The following is a 23,755-nucleotide window of genomic DNA, read 5'->3' as shown; positions in this document are numbered from 1 at the left end:
TCGCTTGCCCAATCGCATCTGTCAAGGCCTTCCGCGTCCACCCGGCGGGTTTTCCGAACCCCTTTGGGCTACTGGGTCTTCTCCGCTTAGCGCCGGATCAGGGCCCATCGCATTCCCCTGGCTACCCACGATCGCGCGATCCGAAAAAGTCGGGTCGCGATTATCTGGAAAGCCCGTTAACTGAAGAGCCTGACGGATAGCCGATAAGCTGCGGACGCGCTGGAGTTTGCGCTGGCGATGGCGGTCGGCGGTGAGGCCGTAGTGGCGGATGCGCATGAAGCCGCGCGGCAGTACATGCAGCAGGACGGGGCAGGAACTCGGTGGCCGGGGGGGGCATCGCCTCGCGCCGATCGTGGTCGGCGGAGGCGCGGTAGGCAAAGCGCACCACGCCGTCGCCGACGCAGAGGAGGCGGCGGTTGGCGATGGCCACGCGGTGGGTGTAGCGACTGAAGTGCTTGAGCGACTGAGGCCGCGGCGTTAAGCGCTGCTTGTGCTCACCGCTGGCAGCGGGGGCAGTAGTAGCTGCTGCGTCCGGCGTGGACGGTGCGCTTGATGGGCATCTCGCAGCGAGGGCAGGGATCGGCGGCGCGGTCGTACACTTGCAACCGGAGTTGGAAATAACCCGCCTTGCCCCGGCCGTCGCGGTAGTCGGAGATCGAGGTGCCGCCCAGCTCGATCGCCTCGCGCAGGACCCGGGTGGTTGCGTCGAGCAGGCGCGCAAGGTCGGCCCGGGTGAGGCGAGCGGCGGCGCGACCGGGGCGGATCCCGGCGCGGAACAGAATCTCGTTGGCGTAGATGTTGCCGATGCCGCCGAGGGTCCGTTGGTCAAGCAAGAGATTCTTCACCGTTGTCCTGCGCTTCCGGGTCAAGGCCGTCAGGGCGGGCAGCGACAGAGGCTCGGCGACCGGATCGGGTCCGAGGGCGTCGATCTCGGGGAGATCGTCCGGGGTTGCGACGCGTAACAGACCGAAGCGCCGCGGATCGTTGAAGGCGAGTTCGATGCCGCCCGACAGACCCAGGACGACATGGTCGTGGTCGCGCCGTACCGTTCCCGCCGGGCGCATGATCAGGGAGCCGCTCATCCCCAGATGGGCGAGCAACACCCGGTTGGCGGACAACCGAAACAGCAGGTACTTGGCGCGCCGCTGCACCGCTTCGATCGTGCGGCCGCTCAGGGCGGCGGAGAAATCCGGCGCGATCGGCCGGCGCAGACGCCGTTCCCGGACCTCGACGGAGACGATGCGGCGCCCGACAACCGGCTGCAGCGTGCGGCGAACGGTCTCGACTTCCGGCAGTTCTGGCATCAGTGGCGGGCCGCGGCGGCCACGGCGGCGAACTCGGCCAGGCTCAGGGTTTCCGCGCGCCGCGCCGGATCGATGCCGAGGTCGCGAAGTGCGGCGGGTGCCTCCGAGAGCACGCCGGCGAGGCTGTTGCCGAGCTGCTTGCGGCGCTGATTGAAGGCCGCGAGGACGACCTGCCGAAACCGGCCGGGATCGGCGATCGGCACCGGTGGCGTCGCGTAGGGTTCGATGCAGACCACCTCGGAGTCGACTTTCGGCCGCGGCACGAAGGCGTCCGGGCCGACGCGGAATCCGCGCCTCACCTCGGCTGCGGCCTGCGTGAACACCGACAGCGCGCCGTAGGTCTTCGATCCCGGCGCGGCCCGCAGGCGTTCGGCGACCTCGCGCTGAATCATCACGACGAGCCGCCGGAAACAGGCCGGTTGTGCGAGGAGCTTCATGAGAACCGCGGTCGCGATGTTGTACGGCAGGTTGGCGACCACGACCGCACGCGGGCCCAGGCCCAGCAAGGACGCTAAATCGACCTCGAGGATGTCGGCCTGGACGACGTGCACTTTCGGCTCGCCCGCGTAGGTTGTGCGCAGGCGCTCCGCCAGGTCGGAATCGATCTCGACCAGCCACAGCGAACCGGCGGTTGCCGCCAGCCGGGCCGTCAGCGCGCCCAGTCCCGGGCCGATCTCGACGACGCGTTCGCCCGCCGGCGCAATGCCGGCGAGGGCGACGATGCGGCCGGCAGCGGCCGCGTCGATCAGGAAGTGTTGTCCGAGGGCCTTGCGGGCGGGTCTGCCGAGACGCGCCAACTCGCCGCGCACGGCGGCGGCCGGCGTGCTGCGGTTGTCGGTGGTGCGCTGCGGCCCGCGAGCCGCACGAGCCCGGGCGGTGGCGCTCACAGCTCGAGGTCCGCGGCGGCGTTGACCGACAGCGGATCGTTATCGCCCCGGGCCAGCCGATAGCCGCCGGCGAGCGCGATCATGGCGGCGTTGTCCGTGCAGTAGCGCAGGGGAGGAATGGTGACCTTGAGGCCATGCTCGGCAGCGGCGGCCTGCGCGCGTGCCCGCAGGCGGGAGTTGGCGGAAACGCCGCCGGCAATGATCAGGTGCGAACAGCGCACCGTGTCGGCGGCGGCGAGCGTGGTGCCGAGCAGCATGTCCACAACGGCTTCCTGGAAGCTGGCCGCAACGTCGGCCCGGGCGGCATCGCTGTCGACGGGGTGGTCGCGCACATACTGCCACACGGCGGTCTTGAGTCCGCTGAAGCTGAAGGCGAACGGGCTGCCGTCGCGTTGCGGCTTGAGCCGGGCGCGGGCGAAGCGCACCGCCTTCGGATCGCCGCTACGCGCCAGCTCGTCGATAACGCGGCCGCCCGGATAACCGAGGCCGAGAACCTTGGCGACCTTGTCGAACGCCTCGCCGGCGGCGTCGTCGCGCGTGGCGCCGAGGAAGCGGTACCGGCCGATATCGATGGCATGGTACAGGCTGGTGTGGCCTCCCGACACCAGGAGAGCGAGGTACGGCAGGGGGGTGTCCTCGGCCAGGCGCGGGGAGAGCAGGTGACCTTCGAGGTGGTTCACGCCGACGAACGGCAGGCGGCGGGCGAAGGCGATGGCCTTGGCGGTCGAGAGGCCGACCAGCAGGGATCCGACCAGACCCGGACCGCAGGTGGCGCAGATGCCGTCGATGTTGTCGAGGGTCACCTGGGCGCGCTCGAGAGCGGTTTCGATGACCGGGATCGCATTGCGCATGTGGGAACGCGAGGCCAGTTCCGGGACCACGCCGCCGTAGGGATGGTGCACGCTGTCCTGAGAGGCGACGACGCTGGAGCGTACGACGCCGTCTTCGAGCACGGCGGCGGCGGTGTCGTCGCACGAGCTTTCGATGCCGAGGATGCGCATGTGGCTTGCCGCGTCGATCACGCCTCAGGGTGCGGCGGCGCCACCGTCTCCGGCGATGCGTGCGAGGCCCACCTGGGCGGCCAGATTGTTGGGGTCGGTCGCGACCGCGCGGCGGTAGGCGTCACGGGCGTCCGGGTAGCGGCCGGCCTCTTCGAACACCGCCCCCTGCAGGGCGTAGACCCTTCCGAGCCAGGCGGGATCGAGGCGCGTGCCGAGCGCCACGGCGCGGCTGGCGAAGGCAATGGCCTGGTCATAGTTGCGGTTGAAGAAGTGTACGCGAGCGAGAAAGAAGTAACCGTAGGCATTGGTCGGGTCAATCGCCACGGCGCGCTCGAATTGCTCGCGCGCCTGGTTGCGGCCGCCGCGCTCCTGCAGGCGTCGTCCCTGCTCGATTAGTTGCAGTGCCGCCGCGACGTTGGGCGGCGTCGAGGCGTCAATCCGATGTACCAGGGGCTCGGGCTCCATGGACGTGAAGGCGGCGGCTGCGGGTTCGCTCGCCGGTGGGGCCGTGGCGGCTGGCGCCGGTGTGGCGTCGAGGGGTGCCTCGTCGATTCGGCCGACCGGGACCAGCGGCCGATCGCGCGTGACCGTGAGCGTGCGTTCGGCGCGTCCGCCCGACGCCGGGCGCGGACCGCGGTTGCGGGACGCCGAGCACGCGACCAGGGCGAGCAAGACGAGCAGGGAGGACAGTCGGTGTCTACGCATCGCCGTGCACGGGATGGAGCGGGCAGGGATCGGAGGGTTCCTGCCCGCGGTAGAAGGCCTCGTCGATGACCTCGGGGCACGCTGTCGTCGCGGCAAGGCCGGAGACGGGATCGATGCGAACGATGGCGATGCCGGGCGGCGGCAGGAACGGCTGCACCGGTCGGCCCGCCAGGGCTCGCTGCATGAAATCGGTCCAGATCGGCAGGGCGGCATCCGCGCCGGCGAGGTTTAATGGGCGCCGCTGGTCGAATCCGACCCAGACCACGGCAAGTAGTTCGGGCGTGAAGCCGACGAACCATGCATCGCTGTAGTCGTTGGTGGTGCCGGTCTTGCCGGCGGCCGGGCGGGTGAAACCGCGGCGCCGGACGCCGGCCCCGGTGCCGGTGTCGACGACGCCCCGCAACAGGTGCTCGACCAGGAACGCGGTCTCGGCCGATGTGACCCGCTCGACCTCCACCGGAACGCGTTCGATGGCAATGCCGTCGCGATCCGTGACGCGAGCCACGGACAACGGCGTGGCGCGCAGGCCGCCGGCGGCCAGGGCGGTGTACGCCTGGGCGATTTCGAGCGGGGACACCTCGGCGGCGCCGAGGACCAGTGAGGGGTAAGGCTGCAACGGGGAGGCGATGCCGAAGCGTCGCGCCGTCTCGACGATCGCTTCGAGACCGACGTCGTGGGCGAGTCGCGCCGTGGCCGCATTGAGCGACAGAGTCAGGGCCGTCCGGACGGTCACCGTACCGCGGTACTGGTTTCCGTAGTTGGCCGGGGTCCACACTTGATGATCGAAGGGCCAGGCGAATGGCTCGTCCTCGATGCGGGTGGTGGGCAGGAGTGGGATGTCGTGTTGACGGGCGTTGTCGAGGGCGGCGACGTATACGATGGGTTTGAAAACCGAGCCGGGCTGACGCAGCGCCTGCGTGCAGCGATTGAACTGGGTGGTTCCGTAGTCGCGCCCTCCGACCATGGCTTTTACGGCGCCGGTCTGCGGTTCGAGGGCGATAAGGCAGGCCTGCAACCGGTCGCGCGGCTCGGCGGCGCGCAGGCGCGGGTGGCGGCGTTCGAGGTCCGCAAGTCCGGCGCGCACGCTCTCTTCGGCGATCCGCTGGAGGTGCAGGTCGAGCCGGGTGAAGACCTCGAGTCCTTCGCGGTTGAGGATGTCGGCGGGGTAGAGCGCGGAGAGCTCGCGACGGACGAAATCGACGAAGTAAGGAGCGCCGTCGGTCCGCTGCGGCGAAGGCACGGTGCGGATTGGTTCCGCCCGTGCGGCAGCAGAGTCCGCGGGCGTGATGTCCCCCGCGACGAGCATGGTTTCTAGGACCGCGTCCCGGCGAGCCCGGGCGCGTTCCGGGTTGTTAAGGGGGGAGTAGCGATTCGGGGCCCGAATCAGGCCGGCGAGCAGGGCGACTTCCGCGAGCGACAGGTCGCGAGGTTCCTTGGCGAAGTAGACCCGGCTTGCCTCCCAGACGCCGTAGATGCCGCGGCTGCCGTTCTGTCCGAGATAGATCTCGTTGATATACCCCTCGAGGATCTGTTGCTTCGAGAACCGCCGCTCGACGATCAGCGCCATCGCGGCCTCGCGCGCCTTGCGCTGCAGCGTGCGTTCTTCCGAAAGGAAGAAGTTCTTTATGAGTTGTTGCGTGAGAGTGCTGCCGCCCTGGACGGTGCTGCCGCTGCGGAGGTTGACGACCAGGGCGCGCGCGATGCCGATCGGGTCGACGCCCGGGTGGCTGAAGAAGCGCTGATCCTCCACCGCGACGATGGCGCGCAGGAGCAGGGGCGGGACGGCGTCGAGCGTGACTACGTGGCGTTCTTCCCAGACGTCGCGAAACAGCCCGCTGACGAGCGCCGGCTCCACTTCGAGCGTGAAGAGATCCCGGTCGGAGTGCAGGTCGCGCATGTGCACGACGGTGTTGCCTGCCAGGGTCAGCCGAACCGGCATGGGTCCGGCGGCGGCCGCCGCATCTCCGGGTTGCCGTCGCAGGTAGATGTCGAGGTGGGTTCGTTGCGCGGGCAGGTGGTAATCGCCCGGACGTTCGATCGGTCCCGTCACGGGGTGGTACCCGACGGCCTGGAGCCGCGTGAGGACGCCACCCGCTTCGATGTCCAGTCCCGGGTAGACGAGGGTGGCGTCGGAATAGATCTTCGACGGGAAGTCCCAGCGATGCGTGCGGAACAGCTCGGTAACCCGCGCGTCCCAGTCGCGGGCAAAGGTCCAGAAGCCGATACCGCCGATGGCAAGAAGGCCGCCGGCGGCAAGGGCGGCGGCCAGCAGGAAGCGGCGGATCATGGCGGTGCCGCGAGCGGTGCCCGGTCATCCCGGGGGCGGCGCGTATGCGGCCCCCGGGATGACCGGGATCGGCTCAGTTCGATGGTTTGAGCGCCAGAAAGATGGTGTTGTCGCCCCGACGGACGAGCAGCAAGACGCTCTTGCCTTTCTGGGCGCCCTTGATGGCTTTGCGATAGTCGCCGAGGTTCTTGACCGGTTCGCGGTTGACCTCGAGGATCACGTCGCCGCGCCGCAGTCCGGCGTCGTCGGCGCTGCTGCCGGGTTCGACGGCGGCAACCACCACGCCCCTGGTTTCGGCCGGCAAACCGAGGCTCTCGGCGATGTCCGGCGTGAGCGGCTGCACGGTCAGGCCGAAACCCTCTTCCTTCCCCTGCGCCGCCACCTCTTCGTCCTTGAGTTCGCCGATGGTCACCTTGACCTCGATGGGCTCCTTGTTGCGGATGACCTTCAGCGTGGCACTGCGGCCGATCGGTGTGCGCGCCACCAGCAGGGGCAGTTCGGTAGAGTCCTTGATGGCATGGCCGTCGTATTCGGTGATGACGTCTCCGACCTTCAATCCCGCCTCCTTGGCCGGACCGTCGTCGACGACGTCGGCAACGAGGGCGCCGCGGGCTTCGGAAAGGCCGAGCGATTCGGCGATCTCGGGAGTCACCTTCTGGATTAGCACGCCGAGCCAGCCGCGGGTGACCTTACCGTGTTCCTCGAGCTGCGGGAGGAGTTCCTTGGCGAGGTTGATCGGGATAGCGAAGCCGATTCCGATGTTGCCGCCGCTGCGGCTGAAGATCGCCGTGTTGATGCCGACGACTTCACCGCGCAGGTTGATGAGCGGCCCGCCGGAGTTGCCCGGGTTGATGGCAGCGTCGGTCTGAATGAACTGATCGTAGCTGCCCTGTCCGATGATGCGGCCCTTGGCGCTGACGATGCCTGCGGTGACGCTGTGCTCGAGGCCGAACGGATTGCCGATGGCCATCACCCACTCGCCTACCTTGAGCGAATCCGAGTTGCCCATGGTGACCGGTGTGAGATCGGCGCCGTTCTCGATCTTGATGACGGCAATGTCCGTCTTGGGGTCGCGCCCGACGACCTTGGCCTTAGTTTCCTTGTTGTCGGAGAGCCGCACGAGGATTTCGTCGGCGTTCTCGACGACATGGTTGTTGGTGAGGATCATGCCGTCCTTGCTGATGATGAAACCGGAGCCGAGACTGCGCTGTTTGAATGGACGGCGCGGCATCGGGCCGAAGAAGCGTTCGAACGGCTCCCAGAACTCGTGCGGGTCGCCGCGACCGAACGGTCCCGGTCCGCCGGGCCCGCCCGGTCCACCAGGCCCACCGGGCCCGCCGGGCCCACCGGGACCTCCCGGCTCCATCGATGGGCCCTCGCTCTGGGCCGTGCTCGATATGTTGACCACGGCAGGGCTCATGCGGTCCGCCAGGGCGACGAAATCCGGCAGGTTGCTGGCCGCTACAACGCCGGCACCGCCGCCCGCCTCTGCCGAAGGCGCATCCGGCGTGGGTTCGGGTCGAGGCGTGGCGGTCTCCTCCCCCCAGAAGCTGATGCCGTGAGCGCGCGGGGTCCACTCGACCGCCGCCGTGGCGACAATCCCGGCGGTAAATGCACTCAGCAGATATACGGCGAGACGCGTGCGCGATGGCGCACTCATGAGACCTCCTGTTCTGACTGGCTCGTGCTCGTGAGAGCAAGTGATGGAAAACGCTGCTGTGCCGGACGGCGCGATCTGCAGGCACTGCGGCCGCCGCCGGCCTGTGGCCCTGGCCGTCGAGACACGGTCGAGCCCGCCTCAGACAAGCGTGGCCGCAGATATCGGTTTGCGTTCACTGGATTCCTCGCCCTCGCCCGGAGCCTGCCGCAGGCCGTGTGCGCCCGCTTCGGCAGTCCCATTTGCGGAGAAGTGTCACCTGGTGCGCACGCGCTCCACGTACTTGATACGGAGGTCGTAGAGCACCCGCTCGAGCAAGTCCGCCTCTCCACGATCGAGGTTACCCCGGGTCTTGTCCTGCAACAGCCCGAGAATGTCGATGAAATGCTTGGCGGCGCGCAGGTCCGTCTGCACCTGCCGCGTTAACGGGTGCGGCATTTCGCCCAGGTATGCGAGTGCCTCGGTACTCAGACCGAGTACGAAAGTAAGGAACGTCAGCTCCGCGGGTTGGTCGGCTGCCGGCGGCGCTTCGGGCGGGGCGGTGCGGGTTTCGTCCGGGGGCGGCGGTGGTGCATCCGTGCGCGGCTCGCCGGTTTCGGAAAAACGGCGGCGGTCATCCACTTTGAAGCTACGCTGGGGGTTCGGGTCTTCGCTCATGGCGATGTACGGGTGCGCGGTGCGTTCGCGGCGGTCAGAACCGCATGCTGCGCAGTCGCGCGATGCGCTCTTCGAGCGGTGGATGGGTCATGAAGAGGCCGGCCATCGAGCGACCGGCAAGCGGGTTTACGATGAACATGTGAGCGGTTTGCGGACTGGCGTTGAGCGGCACGCGTTGTGAGGCGGCACCGAGCTTCTCGAGTGCCCGTGCCAGGGGTTCGCCGTTGTTCAGCAGGGCGGCGCCGCTGGCGTCGGCCTGGTATTCGCGCGAGCGGGAGATTGCCAGTTGGATCAGGGTTGCGGCCAGCGGGGCGAGCAATGCCACCACGATCAGGCCGAGTCCGCCGCCGCCACCACCTTCGCGGTCGTCGCGCGACGCGCCTCCGAATATGGCTCCCCACTGCGCCATGTTCGCCAGCATCATGACGACGCCGGCAAGGGTGGCGGCGACCGAACTGATCAGGATGTCGCGGTTGCGCACATGGCTGATCTCGTGGGCAAGGACACCCTCGAGTTCGTCCCGGCTCATCAGGCGCGTGATGCCCTCGGTCACGGCGACGGCGGCGTGCTGCTGGTTGCGTCCGGTGGCAAACGCGTTGGCTGCGTCGCCGGGGATTACGTAAAGCCGCGGCATTGGCATGCCGGCGCGCGTACTCAGGTTGTGTACGATTCGATACAACTCGGGGGCGTCGCGCTCACTGACTTCTCGAGCGCGGTACGCGGCGAGGACGATCTTGTCCGAGAACCAGTAGCTGCCGAAGTTCATCGCGACGGCAAAGAGGAATGCGATCATCATGCCCTGACGGCCGCCAACCAGCCCGCCGATCCACACGATGAGGACGGTGAGCAGGACCAGAAGAACGGTGGTCTTGATGGCGTTTGTCATCGGGTGAGCTCCTGCGGCTTCGACGTACGTTCTCCGCAGTTACTTCAACGAGGACGGCGCTTACGGCGAGGCATCTTGGGAACTGGATCGCGTGGAACGTAGTATGCACCTATTTTCTTGTCAAGAAAGCGCGGGGCGTGAGGCTTTGCCTGCGCGCGGGGTGGAGGGATCGAGACGAGGAGGCGGGGATGTGGCGCGCCACGGTACGGCAGATGTTGTCGGACAGAGAACGTCTGCGCTGGGCAGTGCGGGTTCGTTGGTTAGTCATTGGCGGGTGCCTTGGGCTGGCGGTGGGGGCGGGGGCGGTGGGGGCGGCGGTGCCGTTGCGGCTGTGCGTTGTGGTCGCGCTGATCGGCGCCTTGATGAACGGGCTGAACGGCTGGAGTGTGCGGCGCGGGTGGGGAGTCGGGGTGGTGACCGCCGTGGCGGTGCCGCTCGATCAGGTGTTGATCACGACGGTGGTGCTGGCCACGGGCGGGACCCGCAGCCCGTTCGTCACCATGTACGTGGTCCAGGTCCTGGCCACGGCGATGCTGGTCGGGACCTGGCCGGCGGCGGCGAGCGCCGCTTTCGGGATGTCGATCTGGGGTGTTGGCGCGGCTTTGCTGGCGAGCGGTGCAGGCAGCGACTGGAGCGGTGCATTGGCGCTCGGCGGGGTGCCGTTTCGCGCCCCGGGGTACGAGGCCGTGTGGGGCGCCTATCTACTCTACTGTCTCGGGCTGCTGGTCTATCTCGGTGGGTACGTCGCGGCGCGGTTGCGGCGTAGCGAAGAGGATCTGGCCGCGAAGAACCGCTCGCTGGCGGCGGCTCTGGCGTCGCTGACCGTGGCGCACTCGGCGTTGCGGGATTCGTACGCTCAATTGGCCCGTACCGAAGCGCAGCTCGTGCAGTCGGAGAAGATGCGCAGTATCGGCCAACTCGTTGCGGGCGTGGCGCACGAACTCAACAACCCGCTCGCCTTTGTGGTCGCCAACATCGCCCATCTGCGGGAGGCGGTCGGGCGTCTGCACGGTGCCCTGATGGCGGACGAGGCGGCCGCTGCCGATCCGGCGAGTCGGGCCGCGCTGGCGGCGGTGCGGGCCGAGTGGCGCGTCGCCGAGACGGTAGCGGAGCTCGGCGGTGTGCTCGACGATTGCCGGGAGGGGGCGCGGCGAGCGGCGCGGATTGTCGGCGACCTGCGGGCGTTTGCCCGCAGCGACGAACGCACCGCGCTGCGGGCGGCTGACCTGCACCGGGGATTGGACAGCACCGTGGCGCTGCTGGCGCACCGATGGGTGGGGCACATCACCGTCCACCGCGCCTACGGTACGATTCCGCTCGTGGCCTGCCGGCCCGACCAGATCAATCAGGTCTTCATGAATCTGCTGGTGAATGCCGCTGACGCCATCGGCGATGGACCGGGCAACGTCTGGATTTCGACTCGGCTGGTGCCGGCCGCGGACGGCGAACGGACGCGCGTGGCGGTGGCGGTTCGCGACGACGGTCCCGGCATGCCGGACGCGACGCGGGCTCGGGTGTTCGAGCCGTTTTTCACGACCAAGCCGGTTGGCCGTGGGACGGGGCTAGGCTTGAGCGTGTCGTACGGCATTGCGCGGCGGCACGGCGGGACGATTACGGTCGAGGCCGCGCCGGGGGCGGGCGCGACGTTCACGCTTTACGTTCCTGTGGCGGGGCCGGACGCACAGCGCGCGGCGCAACCGACGGGCGTTGCGGTATAGTGCGCGATTCCACGTTGACCGCCTCGGAAAGCGTCTGCTACCTTCGTTCCAGGAGCCTGTCGGAGAAAGCGGCCCCTCGCCCTTCGACGGGCTCAGGGCGAGCGGAAAATGCTGTGAAATCAAGGCAGAGCCCGCTCGTGCTGAGCTTGTCGAAGCACCAGCGGGCCTTTCTCCGACAGGCTCCTGGAAGGCACGCAGTGCGGGCACGGAGCCATGGTGGGATGGTGAGGCGGTACAGGAGCAGAGCGGGAGCAGGAATGCCGAAGGCGGTTCGATCGGTAGCCTGGCTGATGGCGGCGGCGGTATGCGCACTGGTGGCGGCCGGCCAAGCCGCGGCGCGACGCGACGTTCCCATCCCCGACCTGCCGCGGCTGCGGCCGCAAGTCGATTTCTGGAAGCAGGTATACGCGACCTATTCTCGCAACGAGGTGGCGATCCACGACACGCGTAAACTGGACCGCGTTTACGTGGTGCTGGACTTCAGCGATCTGGCCGCCAGCGACTTGAGCGATACGGATATTGCCGCGTATCGCAAAGCTCGGGTGGAAAGCGAAATCGAACGTATCCGGGCGCTGCTGGTCGGACTGCACCAGAGCGGCGGTGCGCAGGCGGATGCGACCGCCGAAGAGCGCGCCGTAGCGCGCCTGTTCGCGGACGATCCCGATCCGGCCAGGTTCCTCAAGGCGGCGGCACCCGATCGACTGCGCTCCCAGACGGGTTTGCGCGAGCGGTTCGGAACCGGCCTTGAAACGGCGCGGCGGTACTGGCCGACGATGGAAAGGGTCTTCGCCCGCGAGGGTCTGCCGCTCGAGCTGACCCGCCTGCCGATGGTCGAGTCGTGCTTCAATGTCCACGCCTACTCCAAGGTTGGCGCGGCGGGCATCTGGCAGTTCATGCCGGCGACGGCCAGCCGTTTCATGCGCGTCGACGACGTTCTGGACGAACGCCGAGACCCGTTTACGGCGACCGCCGCGGCGGCGGTTTATCTGCGCCGCGACTACGAGGCGCTGGGGTCGTGGCCGCTGGCGATTACGGCCTACAATCACGGCCGTGCGGGCGTGCAGCGCGCGGTGAACTCGGTGGGCTCGACCGATTTGCAGGACATCGTCGAGCGGTACGACGGTCCGGCGTTCAAGTTCGCTTCGCGCAATTTCTATGCGGAGTTCCTGGCGGCACTCGAAGTTGAGCGGGAGGTTGACCGGCACTTCCCGTATCTCGCGGAATGGCCGCCGATCCGTCTCGATGCCGTAACGCTGACCGTGCCGGCGACCTTCGCGTCTCTGGCGGCGGCCGCCGAAATGGAGCCTTCCGATCTGGCCGTCATCAACCCGGCGCTCGGGGCGCCGGTGGTTGCCGGGCGCGCGAGTGTGCCCGGCGGCTACACCTTGCGCCTGCCGGCGGGCAGGGGCGAGGCGTTTCGTCGGCGCCATGCGGCGTTGACGGAACGGGAGCGACGGGAGCGCGCGACGGCGGCGCGGCAACGCGAGGAGACCAGGCGGGCAAGCGGGTCCGCGCCGTCGCGCAATGTGCGGACGCATCGGGTGCGCAGCGGCCAGACGTTGTCCGAGATAGCCCGACGGTACGGCACGACGGTGGAGGCCCTCAAGCGCCGCAACGGCCTGGGCAAACGCTCGACCGTGCGGGCCGGGCAGACCCTGGCAATTCCTGCCGGCTGAGGATCCAACGCCGTAATCCTGTCACGTTTCCGCCGGAATCGCCGGTCGCGTGACACGTGTCAGGGCGCTTGCCGCCCACGGTGCGTTGACCCCGCTACCGGTGCCCTATGGCATTGGCATTGCTCGACGTACGTAGCGGCGGACAGTGTGCAATGCGACCGGACGCGCCCAGACTCGAGCCCCGTGGGCTCGACCGCAAGCGGACGATTCTGTTGCTGCGGTCGGTGGTCATCGTCTCGCTTTCTTATCTGGTCTTGTTCACCGAGACCGGCACCGCCCCGGAAAGTGTCGCCTACACGCTCGGCTTGATCCTCAGCAACGGGCTGCTCGCGCTGGTCCCCGCGACTCTCTACTCCGATCGCGGCTTTGCCAAATGGTTGTTCCTTTTCGATACGGCGTGCGTTCTGGTCGGCCTGTACCTGACGGTCGGTTTGTCGCAGGACTTTCTGATTGTTTACTTCTTCACGATGCTGCTCACGGCGATGGTTGACGGCATCGGCCAGATCGCCGTCGGGGCGGTGGCGGTGAGCGTGACCTACGGGGCGTGGTTGTGGATGACGGCCAACGGGCAGGTGGGATCGGCGGAGTGGTTACGGCTGCCGTTTTTCTTCATCGTGGCGGTCTTTTACGCGTACATGACCGAAGAGGTGAAGCTGGAGCGGATCAGGCGGCAGCAGGCGGAACGAGAAAGCGAGCACCTGCGGTTTCTTCTTGCGATGGGGGATGCGGTAAGCGCGCCGGGGTCGCCCGGGCAATGGGCGGACCAGGTGAAGCAGGCCGTCGAGGCGGCCTTCCCGCGCCTGGCCTGCGAAGTCGTATCGAGTCTGCCGGCGGGGCCGACGGGTACTATGCACTGGGCGCCGCTGGTCGTTCGCGGAAGAACCTTCGGCGGCCTACGGGTGACGCCTGCCGACGACCGGGGGTTGAGCGCGGACGAAAAACACTTCTGCGATGTGGCGGCGTTGGTTGCCGCCAACGGTCTGTTTGCCGCCGAACAGGCCCACGACGCGGGACGCATGAAGCACGAGTTCCTCTCGACCATGTCGCACGAGTTGCGCACGCCGCTGCACGCCATCCTCGGCTACGTGGAGTTGCTCGAAACCGTCGTCGGGCCGGAGGCTGACCCTGTCCTGTCCGACAGCCTGGGCCGCATGCGATTCAATTCGCTGCGCCTGCAGAACTTGTTGGAGGAGATGCTGCTGTTTGCCGAGTTGCGCGCCGGGGGCAGCCGCATGACGGAGACCGAAGACGTCGATCTGGCGAGTTTGTTCGCAGCTTTGGAGCCGGACGTCCTTGCCCGTCTCGAGTCCAAACCGGTGCGGTTCGCGTGGCGTGTCGACCCCGACGTTCCGGTACTGCGGACCGACGGACGCAAGGTTCGGCAGATCGTTAACGGTCTGTTGAGCAACGCCGCGAAGTTCACGGACCGTGGGACGATCGGCCTGCGCGCGCGGCGCCTCGCTCCCGACACGATCGAGATCGGCGTCGAGGATTCCGGAATCGGCATCCGATCGAGCGACTTCGAGCTGATTTTCGAAGCCTTTCGCCAACTCGACGGCTCGCTGACGCGGCGCGCCGACGGCCTCGGGCTCGGCCTTGCGCTCGTGCGCGAGCTGACCACCATCCTTGGCGGGGAAGTGCGCGTCGAGAGCGACGTGGAACGCGGCTCGACGTTTCGGGTGCGGCTGCCGATCGGCACCGCTCCCGTTGTCATCCCGACCCGCGTCGAGGCGCGCTCACGGTTCAGTTCGGTACGCCTGTCGGCCTACGCCACGCCTCGCCTGTAACCGGGCTGCCCGATCGAAGATCGCACTCCCAGTTCGGCCCTGTAGCGGCGCGATGCGCGGTGCCGGGTTCGCGAACTTTACAGGGACCGGTGCCGATGGTACGTAACCTGAATTCAGGGAGGGCCACGCACCCGTGAACCGGAGGCAATTGGAGCGGTTCGAGGAGCTCTTGAAGACCCGGCGTCAGGAGATCCTCGACGAAGCCGGTCGGACAGTGGGCGGAATGACCGATGCCCGCGAAAGCTTCCCGGATCCCTCGGATCGCGCCACCCTGGAGTCGAATCGCAACGCCCTCCTGCGCATTCGCGACCGCGAGCGTAAGCTGCTGTCGAAGATCGACGAAGCGCTCGAGCGGATCGGCGACGGCAGCTACGGGGTCTGCGAGAGCTGCGGCGAGGAGATCGGTGTCGAGCGGCTGAACGCCCGCCCGGTCACGACGCTGTGCATCCAGTGCAAGGCGGCGCAGGAGGCCGAAGAGCGCCGGTCGAACCGATCCTGACCCACGGGCCGGCGCGGCCGCGCAAAATCCGCTGGACCTGCCCGCGGATTTTTGCCAGAAGAGGGGCGACGGGGAGGAGGTGGGGGAGCGCTGGTGGCCCAGGCAGATCTGCCAATCCTGCGGGAAATCGTCCGGGTCGTTCAGACCCAGGGGACCGTGCCCGAGCGCGTCCACATTCAGACGCGCGAGTTCGAGATCACGTACCTCGACGACCACCGCCAACGCATCGAAGAGGCGTTGCGCCGCCATGACGGCGACCGTCTCAACATGCTTTTCGGTCAGCTCAGCAGCAAGGTGAAGTACCGCCATCTGCGGCGGGTGGCCCGGGTGGAACGTGGGCGCAAGCCGCAGAGGGCGAGCGGGGCGCGCGTGGAGAAGCCGGCGGCGGCCAAGCGGGGCGCCAAACCGGCGGCCAAACGGGGCGCCAAACCGACCCCCAAAAGGAACGCCAAGCCGGCGGCCAAGCGGGCCACGACGGCGAAACGTGCGACCGGCGCCGCCACCGCCCGCGGCCGGGCCAAGGGCGCTCGCAAGCGCTGAATCCGCGGCGCCGATACCGGGCGAGGTTCGGGAACCGCGGCGGTTCAGGAACTCCGATAGACGATCAACCCGTGCGTCGGATCGTACGGGGAAACGGCCACGGTGACACGGTCGCCGGGAATTACCTTGATGTGAAAGCGCCGCATCCGCCCGCTGATCTTGGCGAAGAATTGCTGTCCCTTGTCCGACTCGACGCGGAACTGCCCGCCCGCCATGACCTCTTTTACGGTGCCTTCGATTTGAATCAGGTCTTCACGGCTCACGCCGCCACCTCCATTGGATCATCGCGCGTGCATAGCACCGGGGTGCACGAGTGCCAAGCCCGCTCTCATGCGCCGTGCAGCAGGCGGGCGGCGGTCTTGGCGAAATAGGTGAGTATAATGTCGGCGCCGGCGCGCCGAATCGCCGTCAGGGTCTCCAGCACGATGCGGTCCTCGTCCACCCATCCGTTGGCAGCCGCGGCGCGAATCATCGCGTACTCGCCGCTAACGCTGTACGCCGCCACCGGATAGCCGAACTCGGCCTTTACGCGCCAGACGATGTCGAGGTAGGCGAGCGCCGGCTTCACCATCACGATGTCCGCGCCTTCTTCAATGTCCAGCGCGACCTCACGCAGCGCCTCCAGCGCGTTGGGCGGATCCATTTGATACGCGCGGCGGTCGCCGAACTGCGGTGCCGACTGGGCGGCGTCGCGGAACGGACCGTAGAAAGCCGAGGCGAACTTGGCCGCGTAGGCGAGAATCGGCAGGTGCTCGAAGCCCTCCTCGTCCAGCCGTTCGCGAATCGCCGCCACGCGCCCGTCCATCATGTCGGAAGGCGCCACCATGTCGGCCCCGGCGCGGGCGTGCGACAACGCCTCCCTGGCGAGTAAGTCGAGGGTCGCGTCGTTGTCGACCTCGCCGCCGGCGACGACGCCGCAATGGCCGTGGTCGGTGTACTCGCACAGACACACGTCGGTGATAACGAGCAGGTCCGGCGTGGCGCTCTTGATGCCCGCAATGGCCCGCTGTACCACGCCGTCGTCGCGGTAGGCGTGCGAGCCGGTGGCGTCCTTGCGCTCGGGGATGCCGAAGAGGATGACCGCCGGAATGCCGAGATCGGCTACCGCGCGACATTCCTCGACGACGCAGTCCACAGAGAGCTGCTCGACCCCGGGCATGCTCGGGACCTCCTGCCGCACGCCGTGGCCGGGTACGGCAAAGAGCGGTAGGACCAGTTGGTCGACGCTCAGTCTGGTTTCGCGGACGAGACGCCTCATGGCGTCGGTCTTGCGCAGGCGGCGCAAGCGCAGTTCGGGGAATCCCATGGGCTCTCCTCGGGGTTCTGGTTTATCCACCTGTCGCCGTCTGACGCGGGCGGCGGGGCGCGGTGCGGAAGTGCGCGACGATCGCGTCGGCGAAAGCGGGGATGGTGTAGGCAGCCGGTTGCACGGCGACGGCGAGGCCGTAGCTACGGGCCGTATCGGCGGTGATCGGGCCGATACAACCGACGGCGGTCTCGGCCAGCAGCGCGGCGCAGTCTGTGCCGACGGCGGCGACGAAGTTGTGCACGGTACTCGAGCTGGTGAAGGTGATGAGGTCGACCCGCCGCCGGGCGAACAGGCTGCGCGCCGCCTCGGTTGTAGCCGCCGCCGGGCGCACGGTCCGATAGGCGGCGATGTCCTCGACGCTGGCGCCGAGGCGTTCCAGCTCCCGGGGCAACACGTCGCGCGCTTGCGCGGCCCGTGGCAGCAGCACCCGCGCCCCGCCGACCCCCGCCTCGTGCAGTGCCGCCACCACGGCCTCGGCACGATACTCGTCCGGGACCAGGGCAACCTGCAGCCCGAGTTCAGACAGGGCCTGGGCCGTCGGCGGACCGATGGCGGCGATGCGCGCCCGGTGCCAGGCGCGGATGTCGCCCCCCAGAGTGCGCAGCCGCGCGACGAAAGCGTGGACACCGTTGACGCTGGTGAAGACGACCCAGTCGAACTGCGCCGGCCGGCGCAGCGCGTCGTCGAGCCGTTCGTATGAGTCGGGCGGGACGGTCTCGATCGTCGGGAACGGGACGACCTCCGCGCCCGCCGCCTCGAGCGCGTCGGCGAACGGCCCGAGCTGCCGGCGTGGCCGCGTGACAACGATGCGCCGGCCGAACAGCGGCTTGCTCTCGAACCAGTTTAGCCGGGCGCGCAGCCGCACGACGTCGCCGACCACGGCCAAGGCCGGCGGCTGCAGACCGGCGGCCGCGGCGCGTTCGGCAAGGTCACCCACCGTGCCCATGACGGTTTGCTGGTCCGCCCACGTGCCCCATTCGACGACCGCGGCCGGGGTCGCTGCCGGCACTCCGGCGGCGATCAGGCGGTTCATGTTGGAGGCGAGTTGCCGCTGGGTCATCAGCAAGACCAGAGTGGTGCGCGGCCCGGCGATCTCGCCGCCGGGGGCGAGATCGGACGGCGTTCCGGCTTCGGCATATCCGGCGGTGAAGACGACGCGCGAGGCGAGATCGCGGTGCGTGAGAGGAATGCCCGCGTACGCGGGTACGGCAATGGCCGACGACACCCCGGGCACGATCTCGAAGTCGATACCGGCTGCCTGCATGGCCTCCGCCTCTTCGCCGCCGCGCCCGAAGATGAACGGGTCTCCGCCCTTGAGGCGAACCACGACGAGGCCGCGCCGGGCACGATCCACGAGCAGGGCGTTGATGACCTCCTGCTCCACGCGGGGCCCGCCGCCGTGCTTCCCGGCGAGGATGCGTTCGGCCTCGGGGCGGGTGTCGTCGAGGAGGCGGGGGTTGGCGAGGTAGTCGTAGACGACGACATCGGCGGCCAGCAGGCAGCGCTGGCCCTTGAGTGTGATCAGCCCCGGGTCGCCCGGTCCGGCGCCGACGAGGAAGACCTTACCGGCCATCGGTGGAGGGGTCCTCTGCCGCCGCGGCGGCAGGTGACGGCCGGGTGAGGCGCAGGATGTCGGCGGCACCGCGGTCGAGCAGGTCGTTGGCGAGTTCGTGTCCGAGCGGCGTTGCCCGGGCCAGAGGCCCGGCGCGTTCGCCACGTAGCAGGCGGCTGCCGTCCGGGCTGGCGACGAACGCTTGCAGATGAAGATCGCCGGCGCGCACGGTGGCGTGCGCGGCCAGGGGTGTGTGGCACGAACCTCCGACGGTGGCCATGAACGCCCGTTCGGCGCTCACGGCGACGCGCGTCATCGGATCGTCCAGCCAGGCGAGCAGGTCCGCGCTGCCGTCGTCCCGGGTTTCGAGGGCGAGGGCGCCCTGACCGACCGCGGGGACGAACACCGTCGGGTCGAGCGGGGTGGCCGCGGGCGGTGTGAGGCCGAGGCGGTGCAGGCCGGCGGCGGCGAGTACGATCGCGTCGAACTCGCCGGCCGCCAGCTTGCGCAACCGCGTGTCGACGTTGCCGCGCAGCGGGACGATGGCGATGTCGGGGCGCAGGTGAAGCAGCAGGGCGGCCCGCCGTAAGCTGCTGGTGCCGATGCGTGCTCCGGGCGGAAGCGCCGCGAGTGGCCCGCCGTGACGAGTGAGCAGGAGATCGCGGGCATCGACCCGCCGGGGGACGGCGGCGAGGTGCAGACCGGGGGCCAGCGACGCGGGCAGATCCTTCATGGAGTGCACGGCGCAATCGACGGTGCCGGCCGACAGGGCTTCGTCGATTTCCTTGACGAAGAGGCCCTTGCCGCCGATGTCGCCGAGAGGACGGTCGACGAAACGGTCGCCGGAGGTCTTGATGACGACGAGAGCGGCGCCACGGTCAGGACGTCTTTCGGCGAGGGCGTCGCGCAGCCACGTCGCCTGGGCGAGAGCGAGCGCACTGCCGCGAGTGCCGATACGAACGGGGCCACTCACGGCTCGTCTGGCTCCTCGATGCCGAACAGGTGTCGCGCGGCGTCGAGGTACTGCGCTTCCCGCCGGCGGTCGTGGTCCTTCAGCCGCGTCAATGGGGCGTGTAGGATCTTGTTGACGATGGCGCTGGTCATGGCATCGACCGAAGCGCGCGTTTCGGGTGGCAGTTCGGGCAGAGCGCCGAGGGTCTTTTCGAGCTCCCCTTTGCGGATGCTTTCCACCTTCTCGCGCAGGGCGACGATGGTCGGCACGGCGGCAAGGCTGGCGAGCCAGCGGCAGAAGCCGTCGACCTCCTCTTCGATGATGAGGGCGGCTCGCTCGGCCTCGCGGCCGCGGTCCTCCCGGTGTGTTGCGGCGACGCCGCCGAGGTCGTCGATGTCGTACACGTAGACGTTGTCGATTTCGTTGATCAGCGGATCGAAGTTGCGCGGGACGCTCATGTCGATCAGGAACATCGGCCGGTACTTGCGCTGGCGCAGGACCTGCTGCACGAGGTCCGGGGTGAGCACCGGTTGCTCGGCGGCAGTCGAGCCGATGACCACGTCCGCCAGATGCAGGTACGCGTTCAGGTGCTCGAAGGCGACCGGCGTTCCGTGCAGCTCCCGAGCCAGGGCCACGGCGCGGTCGAAGGTGCGGTTGGCGACGATGAGGTTGCGAACGCCGTGGGATAGCAGGTGCCGGGCGGCCAGGGCGCCCATGGTGCCCGCGCCGATGAGCATGGCGGTCTTGTCTTCGAGACGGTCGAAGATCTTGTGCGCCAGCTCGACCGCGGCCGTGCTCACCGAAACCGCGCCGGTCGCCACGCCCGTCTCGGTGCGTACCCGTTTGGCCACCTTGAAAGAACGATGAAAGCAACGGTGGAGTATGGTGCCCGTCGCGCCGAGTTTGGCGGCCCGGTCGTAAAGCTCTTTCAGTTGCCCGAGGATCTGCGGCTCGCCGACAATCATCGAGTCGAGACTGGCGGCGACGCGGAATAGGTGGCGAATGCCTTCGCGGCCTCGATACACCGACAGATGCTCGATCAGGGTATCTCGCTGCATGCGTTCGCGTTCGGCCAGGAAGCCGGTGATCGTGTCGACGGCGTGGTCGCCGTCGGCGGTCGCGGCCACCACCTCGACGCGGTTGCAGGTCGTCAGGATCGCGCCCTCGTCGATTTCCGGCAGAGTCACCAGGCGGCGCAGTGCCTCGTCGAGCGCCCCGTTGCGGAAGGCGAGTTGCTCGCGGACGCCGACCTCGGCCGAGTGATGGTTGACGCCGACGATGAGCACTTCGCGCTGCATCAGCCGAACGTGCCTCCGTGTTTGCCGGGGGTGAGGAGGTTGACGCTCAGGAACGACGCCACCAGGAAGACGAAGCCGACCACCGTCAGCCGCGCGGCCTTGCGCCCGCGCCAGCCGACGGTGCGCGCGTGCAGGAGAATGGCGTAGAGGAACCAGGTGATCAGCGACCAGACCTGCACCGGCTCCCATGACCACAACTCGCCCCACTTCTCCCTGGCAAGCAGGGAACCCGTGATGAGGCCTATGGTCAGGAGTCCGAAGCCCCAGCTCACGAAGCGGAAGTTGAGGTTGTCCAGAGTTTCCAGCGACGGCAGGTGACGGAACCACCCGTTGCGCCGCTTACCTTTGAGCTGCCGTTCCTGGAGCAGGTAGGCGAGACTCAAGCAGAAGGCGAGGGCGAAGACGGCGTAGCCGGCAAAGGCCGGTACGACGTGCGCCGGCAGCCAAAGGCTCTGCAACGTCGGGGCGGGCGGCTGCGCGCCCGACTCGAACAGGTAAGCGGAGAGTGCGAAGAGGAAGGCCAGGGGCGTGACGAGAGCCCCGACGATGGTGAGCGGCCTGCGTGCGGCAAGGGCCAGGTAAAGACCCACCATCAGGCAGCCGACGAACGATAGGCCCTCCTGGAACGGCGCGATGGCGTCGTAACCGAGATGCGCAGCGCGCACGGCGAGCGCTCCGGCGTGGGCCGCGAAGCCCGCGACGAGGGCACCGTGGGCGAGGCGGCGAAACGACGGCCGGAGTTGCGTTACGTAAACAAGAAACGCCACCGTGCCGATGAGGTAGAGCGCGAGGGCGCTGCCGAGCAGGGGATGGCTCATGCGGTGTCGAGACTGACGCCGAGCGTCGCCAGCGAGCAATGGCTGCCGACGGTGTCGGCGAGCAAGCGGTCGATGCCGGCGGCATCGCCTGCGCGTACGAGGTCGAGCAGGGCCGAGTCCGCCAGGGTGCGCAGGATGCGTTGCCGGTCGCCGGGCTGCATGGGCCGGATGCGCAGCACGGAGCGCAGCCGGCCGAGGACTCGCAACGCAATCGCGTACTCCGGTCCGATGGTCGCTTCCAGCTCTCGGCGCAGCCGGCCCGCCATGGCCGGGCTGGCCCCCCCGGTCGAGATGGCGACCGTGAGCGCGCCGCGGCTGACGACCGCTGGGGCAACGAAACGACAGAGGTGCGGTTGGTCGACGACGTTGACCAACACGCCCGCCGCTTCCGCGGCGGCAAAGACGGCCCGGTTCACCTCGGTGTCGGCCGTGGCGGCGTACACGAGAGCGCAGCCGGCGGTGTCGCCGGGGGAAAATGTCCGCGCCACGCAGGCGATGGTGCCCGCCTCGCTCAGGGCCTGGAGTTCGGCGCAAAGGCGCGGCGCGACGACCGTGACCGCGGCACCGGCCGCCAGCAGCGAGTGGACCTTCCGAGCCGCCACCTCACCGCCCCCGACAACGAGACACGGTCGCGCGTCGAGACGCAGATAGATGGGGTAGTAGTCCATGACGCCTGCGTGCGGGCCGCCCGGTCGTTGGCGGCACGAAGCGCCCGGCACCGCGCCGGATAACGTCACCCTTCCGCGGCGAACGAAGAACCGCAGCCGCAGGTGCGGGTGGCGTTGGGGTTGACGAATTTGAACCCGGCGCCGTGCAGCCCCTTGACGTAATCGATCAGAATTCCCCGCAGGTACGGTGCGCTGGCGGCGTCGATCACCATGCGAATCCCGTGTTGTTCGACGACGGTGTCGTCCGGGCGCACGGCGGTGTCGAAGCCGAGGGTGTACTGCATCCCCGAACAGCCGCCACCGACGACGCCGACGCGCAGGGCGGCGGCCGTGGCGCCCTCACGTTCCATGGCGGCGCGGGCCATCTCGGCGGCGGTTTCCGTGAGCGCCACCATCGGTGCGGTGTCTGGGCTCGCCGGGGCCGTACTGGCGACGTGCTCGTGCATGAACTCCTCCTGTGCCGGCGCGAAACGCGCGAGCGGTGCGGATTTCGCTTGAAGTTTCGGCCGGATCGCGCGTCTCTGATAACCGTACTGAGGTGGTCCGGCGGAGTCAAGGCGGCGGGCCGCCGCGCCGCGTTCGCCTTGAAATGCGCGACTCGATCAGCCTATAGAAGGCCCGACTACGAATGAGAATCCAGCCACGACACCTCGTGTGGGCTAACTTCGCCTTGCTGGCACTGGTGGCCTACGGGGCTGCCTCGACCGTCAGCACTGCAATCGCTGCTCGTTTGATGCCGCCGCCCGACCTGCGACTCAGTGCGCCACCACCGCCGATCGAGCGGGAGAGTCGGCGCCCGGCAACGCACTACGCTTCGATCTCCACCCGGGACGTGTTCAACTCCGCCAAGCCCGAGCCCGAGAAACCGAAAGAGCCGCCCAAGCCGACCGAGCTGAAGCTCAAGCTGTGGGGGGTGGTGGTCCACCCTGACAACGACGGTTCGTATTGCGTCATCGAAGATCTGAACACTCGGAAACAGGAGCTGTTCCGGGTCAACACTGTGGTTGCCGGTGTGGCGCGGGTCAAGAAGGTCGAGTGGGATCGGGTGATCCTGGATCGCGACGGCCGCGACGAGATTCTCGAGCTGGCGCAGGCCACCAGTGGTCCGGCAGGACCGGGCGGGACGGCCGTGGCGGCCGTCCGGTCGGCCGGCGGTATGCCCGGGTCGGCGGGAACCGCGCCCGACAGCGGGTCCGGGAGCAAGGACCCGCACATCGAACAGCTCGGCGAGCTTTCGTACGCGGTCGACAAATCGGAGGTCGACTCGGCCCTCGACAACATGAATCAACTGTTCACGCAGATCCGTGCGGTGCCGCACTTCGAAGGGGGGTCGGCTACCGGATTCCGCCTCTTCGCCATTCGTCAGGGGAGTCTGTTCGACAAGATCGGTTTGAAGAACGGCGACATACTGCGCAGCATCAACGGCAATGCCATTAACGACCCCAGTCGGGCACTGGCGATGCTCGGCGAGTTACGCAATCAGCGTGAGCTCAACGTTGAGGTCATGCGCAACAAAGAAAACAAGACCCTGAACTATCAGATCAGGTGAGCGCA

The 23,755-nt window shown here is 68.3% G+C and carries 22 protein-coding genes; 6 read left to right on the top strand and 16 right to left on the bottom strand.

What is annotated here, in order from left to right; genetic code table 11:
• Positions 1 to 494: 494 nt before the first annotated feature.
• The 8 genes from mutM to htpX all read right to left on the bottom strand — a co-directional run bounded on the left by mutM (position 495) and on the right by htpX (position 9,384).
• Positions 495 to 1,304 carry a bifunctional DNA-formamidopyrimidine glycosylase/DNA-(apurinic or apyrimidinic site) lyase gene (gene mutM / locus L6Q96_19480; protein ID MCK6556736.1) on the bottom strand — a complete coding sequence of 270 codons (810 nt, stop codon included), beginning with the start codon at positions 1,302 to 1,304 and terminating at the stop codon, positions 495 to 497.
• Positions 1,304 to 2,191, bottom strand: coding sequence for a 16S rRNA (adenine(1518)-N(6)/adenine(1519)-N(6))-dimethyltransferase RsmA (gene rsmA, locus L6Q96_19475; protein ID MCK6556735.1), 888 nt, complete (start codon positions 2,189 to 2,191; stop codon positions 1,304 to 1,306). The genes mutM and rsmA overlap by 1 nt, the downstream gene beginning before the upstream one ends.
• Positions 2,188 to 3,192, bottom strand: a complete 1,005-nt coding sequence (gene tsaD, locus L6Q96_19470; protein MCK6556734.1) for a tRNA (adenosine(37)-N6)-threonylcarbamoyltransferase complex transferase subunit TsaD — start codon at positions 3,190 to 3,192, stop codon at positions 2,188 to 2,190. Before tsaD ends, rsmA begins: the two co-directional genes overlap by 4 nt.
• Positions 3,193 to 3,216: 24 nt before the next feature.
• Positions 3,217 to 3,897, bottom strand: a complete 681-nt coding sequence (locus L6Q96_19465) for a tetratricopeptide repeat protein (protein ID MCK6556733.1) — start codon at positions 3,895 to 3,897, stop codon at positions 3,217 to 3,219.
• Positions 3,890 to 6,184, bottom strand: coding sequence for a PBP1A family penicillin-binding protein (locus L6Q96_19460; GenBank protein ID MCK6556732.1), 2,295 nt, complete (start codon positions 6,182 to 6,184; stop codon positions 3,890 to 3,892). Before L6Q96_19460 ends, L6Q96_19465 begins: the two co-directional genes overlap by 8 nt.
• 73 nt (positions 6,185 to 6,257) lie before the next feature.
• Positions 6,258 to 7,844 carry a DegQ family serine endoprotease gene (locus L6Q96_19455; protein MCK6556731.1) on the bottom strand — a complete coding sequence of 529 codons (1,587 nt, stop codon included), beginning with the start codon at positions 7,842 to 7,844 and terminating at the stop codon, positions 6,258 to 6,260.
• Between the two features lie 252 nt (positions 7,845 to 8,096).
• Entirely contained in the window at positions 8,097 to 8,498 is a 402-nt protein-coding gene (locus tag L6Q96_19450; GenBank protein ID MCK6556730.1) for a DUF1844 domain-containing protein, read from the bottom strand.
• Positions 8,499 to 8,532: 34 nt separating this feature from the next.
• Complete coding sequence (htpX, locus tag L6Q96_19445) at positions 8,533 to 9,384, bottom strand: zinc metalloprotease HtpX (GenBank protein ID MCK6556729.1); 852 nt, start codon at positions 9,382 to 9,384, stop codon at positions 8,533 to 8,535.
• Positions 9,385 to 9,572: 188 nt separating this feature from the next.
• On the opposite strand from htpX, the gene L6Q96_19440 reads away from it, so the two are divergent.
• The 5 genes from L6Q96_19440 to L6Q96_19420 all read left to right on the top strand — a co-directional run bounded on the left by L6Q96_19440 (position 9,573) and on the right by L6Q96_19420 (position 15,604).
• Complete coding sequence (locus L6Q96_19440) at positions 9,573 to 11,102, top strand: HAMP domain-containing histidine kinase (protein ID MCK6556728.1); 1,530 nt, start codon at positions 9,573 to 9,575, stop codon at positions 11,100 to 11,102.
• A gap of 257 nt (positions 11,103 to 11,359) precedes the next feature.
• Positions 11,360 to 12,778 (top strand): transglycosylase SLT domain-containing protein, encoded by a 1,419-nt coding sequence (locus L6Q96_19435; GenBank protein MCK6556727.1) that lies wholly within the window; start codon positions 11,360 to 11,362, stop codon positions 12,776 to 12,778.
• A 152-nt stretch (positions 12,779 to 12,930) separates the two neighbouring features.
• Complete coding sequence (locus tag L6Q96_19430; protein ID MCK6556726.1) at positions 12,931 to 14,565, top strand: HAMP domain-containing histidine kinase; 1,635 nt, start codon at positions 12,931 to 12,933, stop codon at positions 14,563 to 14,565.
• 133 nt (positions 14,566 to 14,698) lie between these two features.
• Positions 14,699 to 15,064, top strand: a complete 366-nt coding sequence (dksA, locus tag L6Q96_19425; GenBank protein ID MCK6556725.1) for an RNA polymerase-binding protein DksA — start codon at positions 14,699 to 14,701, stop codon at positions 15,062 to 15,064.
• A 93-nt stretch (positions 15,065 to 15,157) separates the two neighbouring features.
• Positions 15,158 to 15,604, top strand: a complete 447-nt coding sequence (locus L6Q96_19420) for a hypothetical protein (protein ID MCK6556724.1) — start codon at positions 15,158 to 15,160, stop codon at positions 15,602 to 15,604.
• A 44-nt stretch (positions 15,605 to 15,648) separates the two neighbouring features.
• Here L6Q96_19420 and infA read toward each other — a convergent pair whose 3' ends face one another.
• The 8 genes from infA to L6Q96_19380 all read right to left on the bottom strand — a co-directional run bounded on the left by infA (position 15,649) and on the right by L6Q96_19380 (position 22,566).
• Positions 15,649 to 15,867: a translation initiation factor IF-1 gene (gene infA, locus L6Q96_19415; GenBank protein MCK6556723.1), complete on the bottom strand. Its 219-nt coding sequence runs from the start codon at positions 15,865 to 15,867 to the stop codon at positions 15,649 to 15,651.
• Positions 15,868 to 15,932: 65 nt separating this feature from the next.
• Positions 15,933 to 16,910: a porphobilinogen synthase gene (hemB, locus tag L6Q96_19410; protein MCK6556722.1), complete on the bottom strand. Its 978-nt coding sequence runs from the start codon at positions 16,908 to 16,910 to the stop codon at positions 15,933 to 15,935.
• 22 nt (positions 16,911 to 16,932) lie between these two features.
• The gene (gene cobA, locus L6Q96_19405; protein MCK6556721.1) at positions 16,933 to 18,486 is read right to left on the bottom strand and encodes a uroporphyrinogen-III C-methyltransferase; all 1,554 of its coding nucleotides are present in this window, start codon (positions 18,484 to 18,486) and stop codon (positions 16,933 to 16,935) included.
• A complete protein-coding gene (hemC, locus tag L6Q96_19400) occupies positions 18,476 to 19,438 on the bottom strand; it encodes a hydroxymethylbilane synthase (GenBank protein ID MCK6556720.1) in 963 nt (320 codons plus the stop codon). Before hemC ends, cobA begins: the two co-directional genes overlap by 11 nt.
• Positions 19,435 to 20,715, bottom strand: a complete 1,281-nt coding sequence (gene hemA, locus L6Q96_19395; protein MCK6556719.1) for a glutamyl-tRNA reductase — start codon at positions 20,713 to 20,715, stop codon at positions 19,435 to 19,437. Before hemA ends, hemC begins: the two co-directional genes overlap by 4 nt.
• Positions 20,715 to 21,533, bottom strand: a complete 819-nt coding sequence (gene ccsA / locus L6Q96_19390; protein MCK6556718.1) for a cytochrome c biogenesis protein CcsA — start codon at positions 21,531 to 21,533, stop codon at positions 20,715 to 20,717. Before ccsA ends, hemA begins: the two co-directional genes overlap by 1 nt.
• The gene (locus L6Q96_19385) at positions 21,530 to 22,201 is read right to left on the bottom strand and encodes a bifunctional precorrin-2 dehydrogenase/sirohydrochlorin ferrochelatase (GenBank protein ID MCK6556717.1); all 672 of its coding nucleotides are present in this window, start codon (positions 22,199 to 22,201) and stop codon (positions 21,530 to 21,532) included. Before L6Q96_19385 ends, ccsA begins: the two co-directional genes overlap by 4 nt.
• A 65-nt stretch (positions 22,202 to 22,266) precedes the next feature.
• Positions 22,267 to 22,566, bottom strand: a complete 300-nt coding sequence (locus tag L6Q96_19380) for an iron-sulfur cluster assembly accessory protein (protein MCK6556716.1) — start codon at positions 22,564 to 22,566, stop codon at positions 22,267 to 22,269.
• Between the two features lie 263 nt (positions 22,567 to 22,829).
• Between L6Q96_19380 and L6Q96_19375 the strand changes: the two genes are divergently transcribed.
• Positions 22,830 to 23,750 (top strand): PDZ domain-containing protein, encoded by a 921-nt coding sequence (locus tag L6Q96_19375; protein ID MCK6556715.1) that lies wholly within the window; start codon positions 22,830 to 22,832, stop codon positions 23,748 to 23,750.
• Positions 23,751 to 23,755 lie beyond the last annotated feature (5 nt).

The sequence above is a fragment of the Candidatus Binatia bacterium genome (assembly GCA_023150935.1).
Taxonomy (GTDB): domain Bacteria; phylum Desulfobacterota; class Binatia; order HRBIN30; family HRBIN30; genus JAKLJW01.
This window is presented reverse-complemented; position numbering and strand designations above follow the sequence as displayed.

Coding starts and splice junctions, on each gene's coding strand:
- htpX (MCK6556729.1), bottom strand. CDS start 9,384: ATGACAAACGCCATCAAGACCACCGTTCTTCTGGTCCTGCTCACCGTC.
- L6Q96_19455 (MCK6556731.1), bottom strand. CDS start 7,844: ATGAGTGCGCCATCGCGCACGCGTCTCGCCGTATATCTGCTGAGTGCA.
- mutM (MCK6556736.1), bottom strand. CDS start 1,304: ATGCCAGAACTGCCGGAAGTCGAGACCGTTCGCCGCACGCTGCAGCCG.
- tsaD (MCK6556734.1), bottom strand. CDS start 3,192: ATGCGCATCCTCGGCATCGAAAGCTCGTGCGACGACACCGCCGCCGCC.
- hemB (MCK6556722.1), bottom strand. CDS start 16,910: ATGGGATTCCCCGAACTGCGCTTGCGCCGCCTGCGCAAGACCGACGCC.
- L6Q96_19460 (MCK6556732.1), bottom strand. CDS start 6,184: ATGATCCGCCGCTTCCTGCTGGCCGCCGCCCTTGCCGCCGGCGGCCTT.
- cobA (MCK6556721.1), bottom strand. CDS start 18,486: ATGGCCGGTAAGGTCTTCCTCGTCGGCGCCGGACCGGGCGACCCGGGG.
- L6Q96_19380 (MCK6556716.1), bottom strand. CDS start 22,566: ATGGCCCGCGCCGCCATGGAACGTGAGGGCGCCACGGCCGCCGCCCTG.
- L6Q96_19440 (MCK6556728.1), top strand. CDS start 9,573: ATGTGGCGCGCCACGGTACGGCAGATGTTGTCGGACAGAGAACGTCTG.
- L6Q96_19430 (MCK6556726.1), top strand. CDS start 12,931: ATGCGACCGGACGCGCCCAGACTCGAGCCCCGTGGGCTCGACCGCAAG.
- L6Q96_19435 (MCK6556727.1), top strand. CDS start 11,360: ATGCCGAAGGCGGTTCGATCGGTAGCCTGGCTGATGGCGGCGGCGGTA.
- L6Q96_19385 (MCK6556717.1), bottom strand. CDS start 22,201: ATGGACTACTACCCCATCTATCTGCGTCTCGACGCGCGACCGTGTCTC.
- L6Q96_19375 (MCK6556715.1), top strand. CDS start 22,830: ATGAGAATCCAGCCACGACACCTCGTGTGGGCTAACTTCGCCTTGCTG.
- L6Q96_19450 (MCK6556730.1), bottom strand. CDS start 8,498: ATGAGCGAAGACCCGAACCCCCAGCGTAGCTTCAAAGTGGATGACCGC.
- ccsA (MCK6556718.1), bottom strand. CDS start 21,533: ATGAGCCATCCCCTGCTCGGCAGCGCCCTCGCGCTCTACCTCATCGGC.
- L6Q96_19465 (MCK6556733.1), bottom strand. CDS start 3,897: ATGCGTAGACACCGACTGTCCTCCCTGCTCGTCTTGCTCGCCCTGGTC.
- hemA (MCK6556719.1), bottom strand. CDS start 20,715: ATGCAGCGCGAAGTGCTCATCGTCGGCGTCAACCATCACTCGGCCGAG.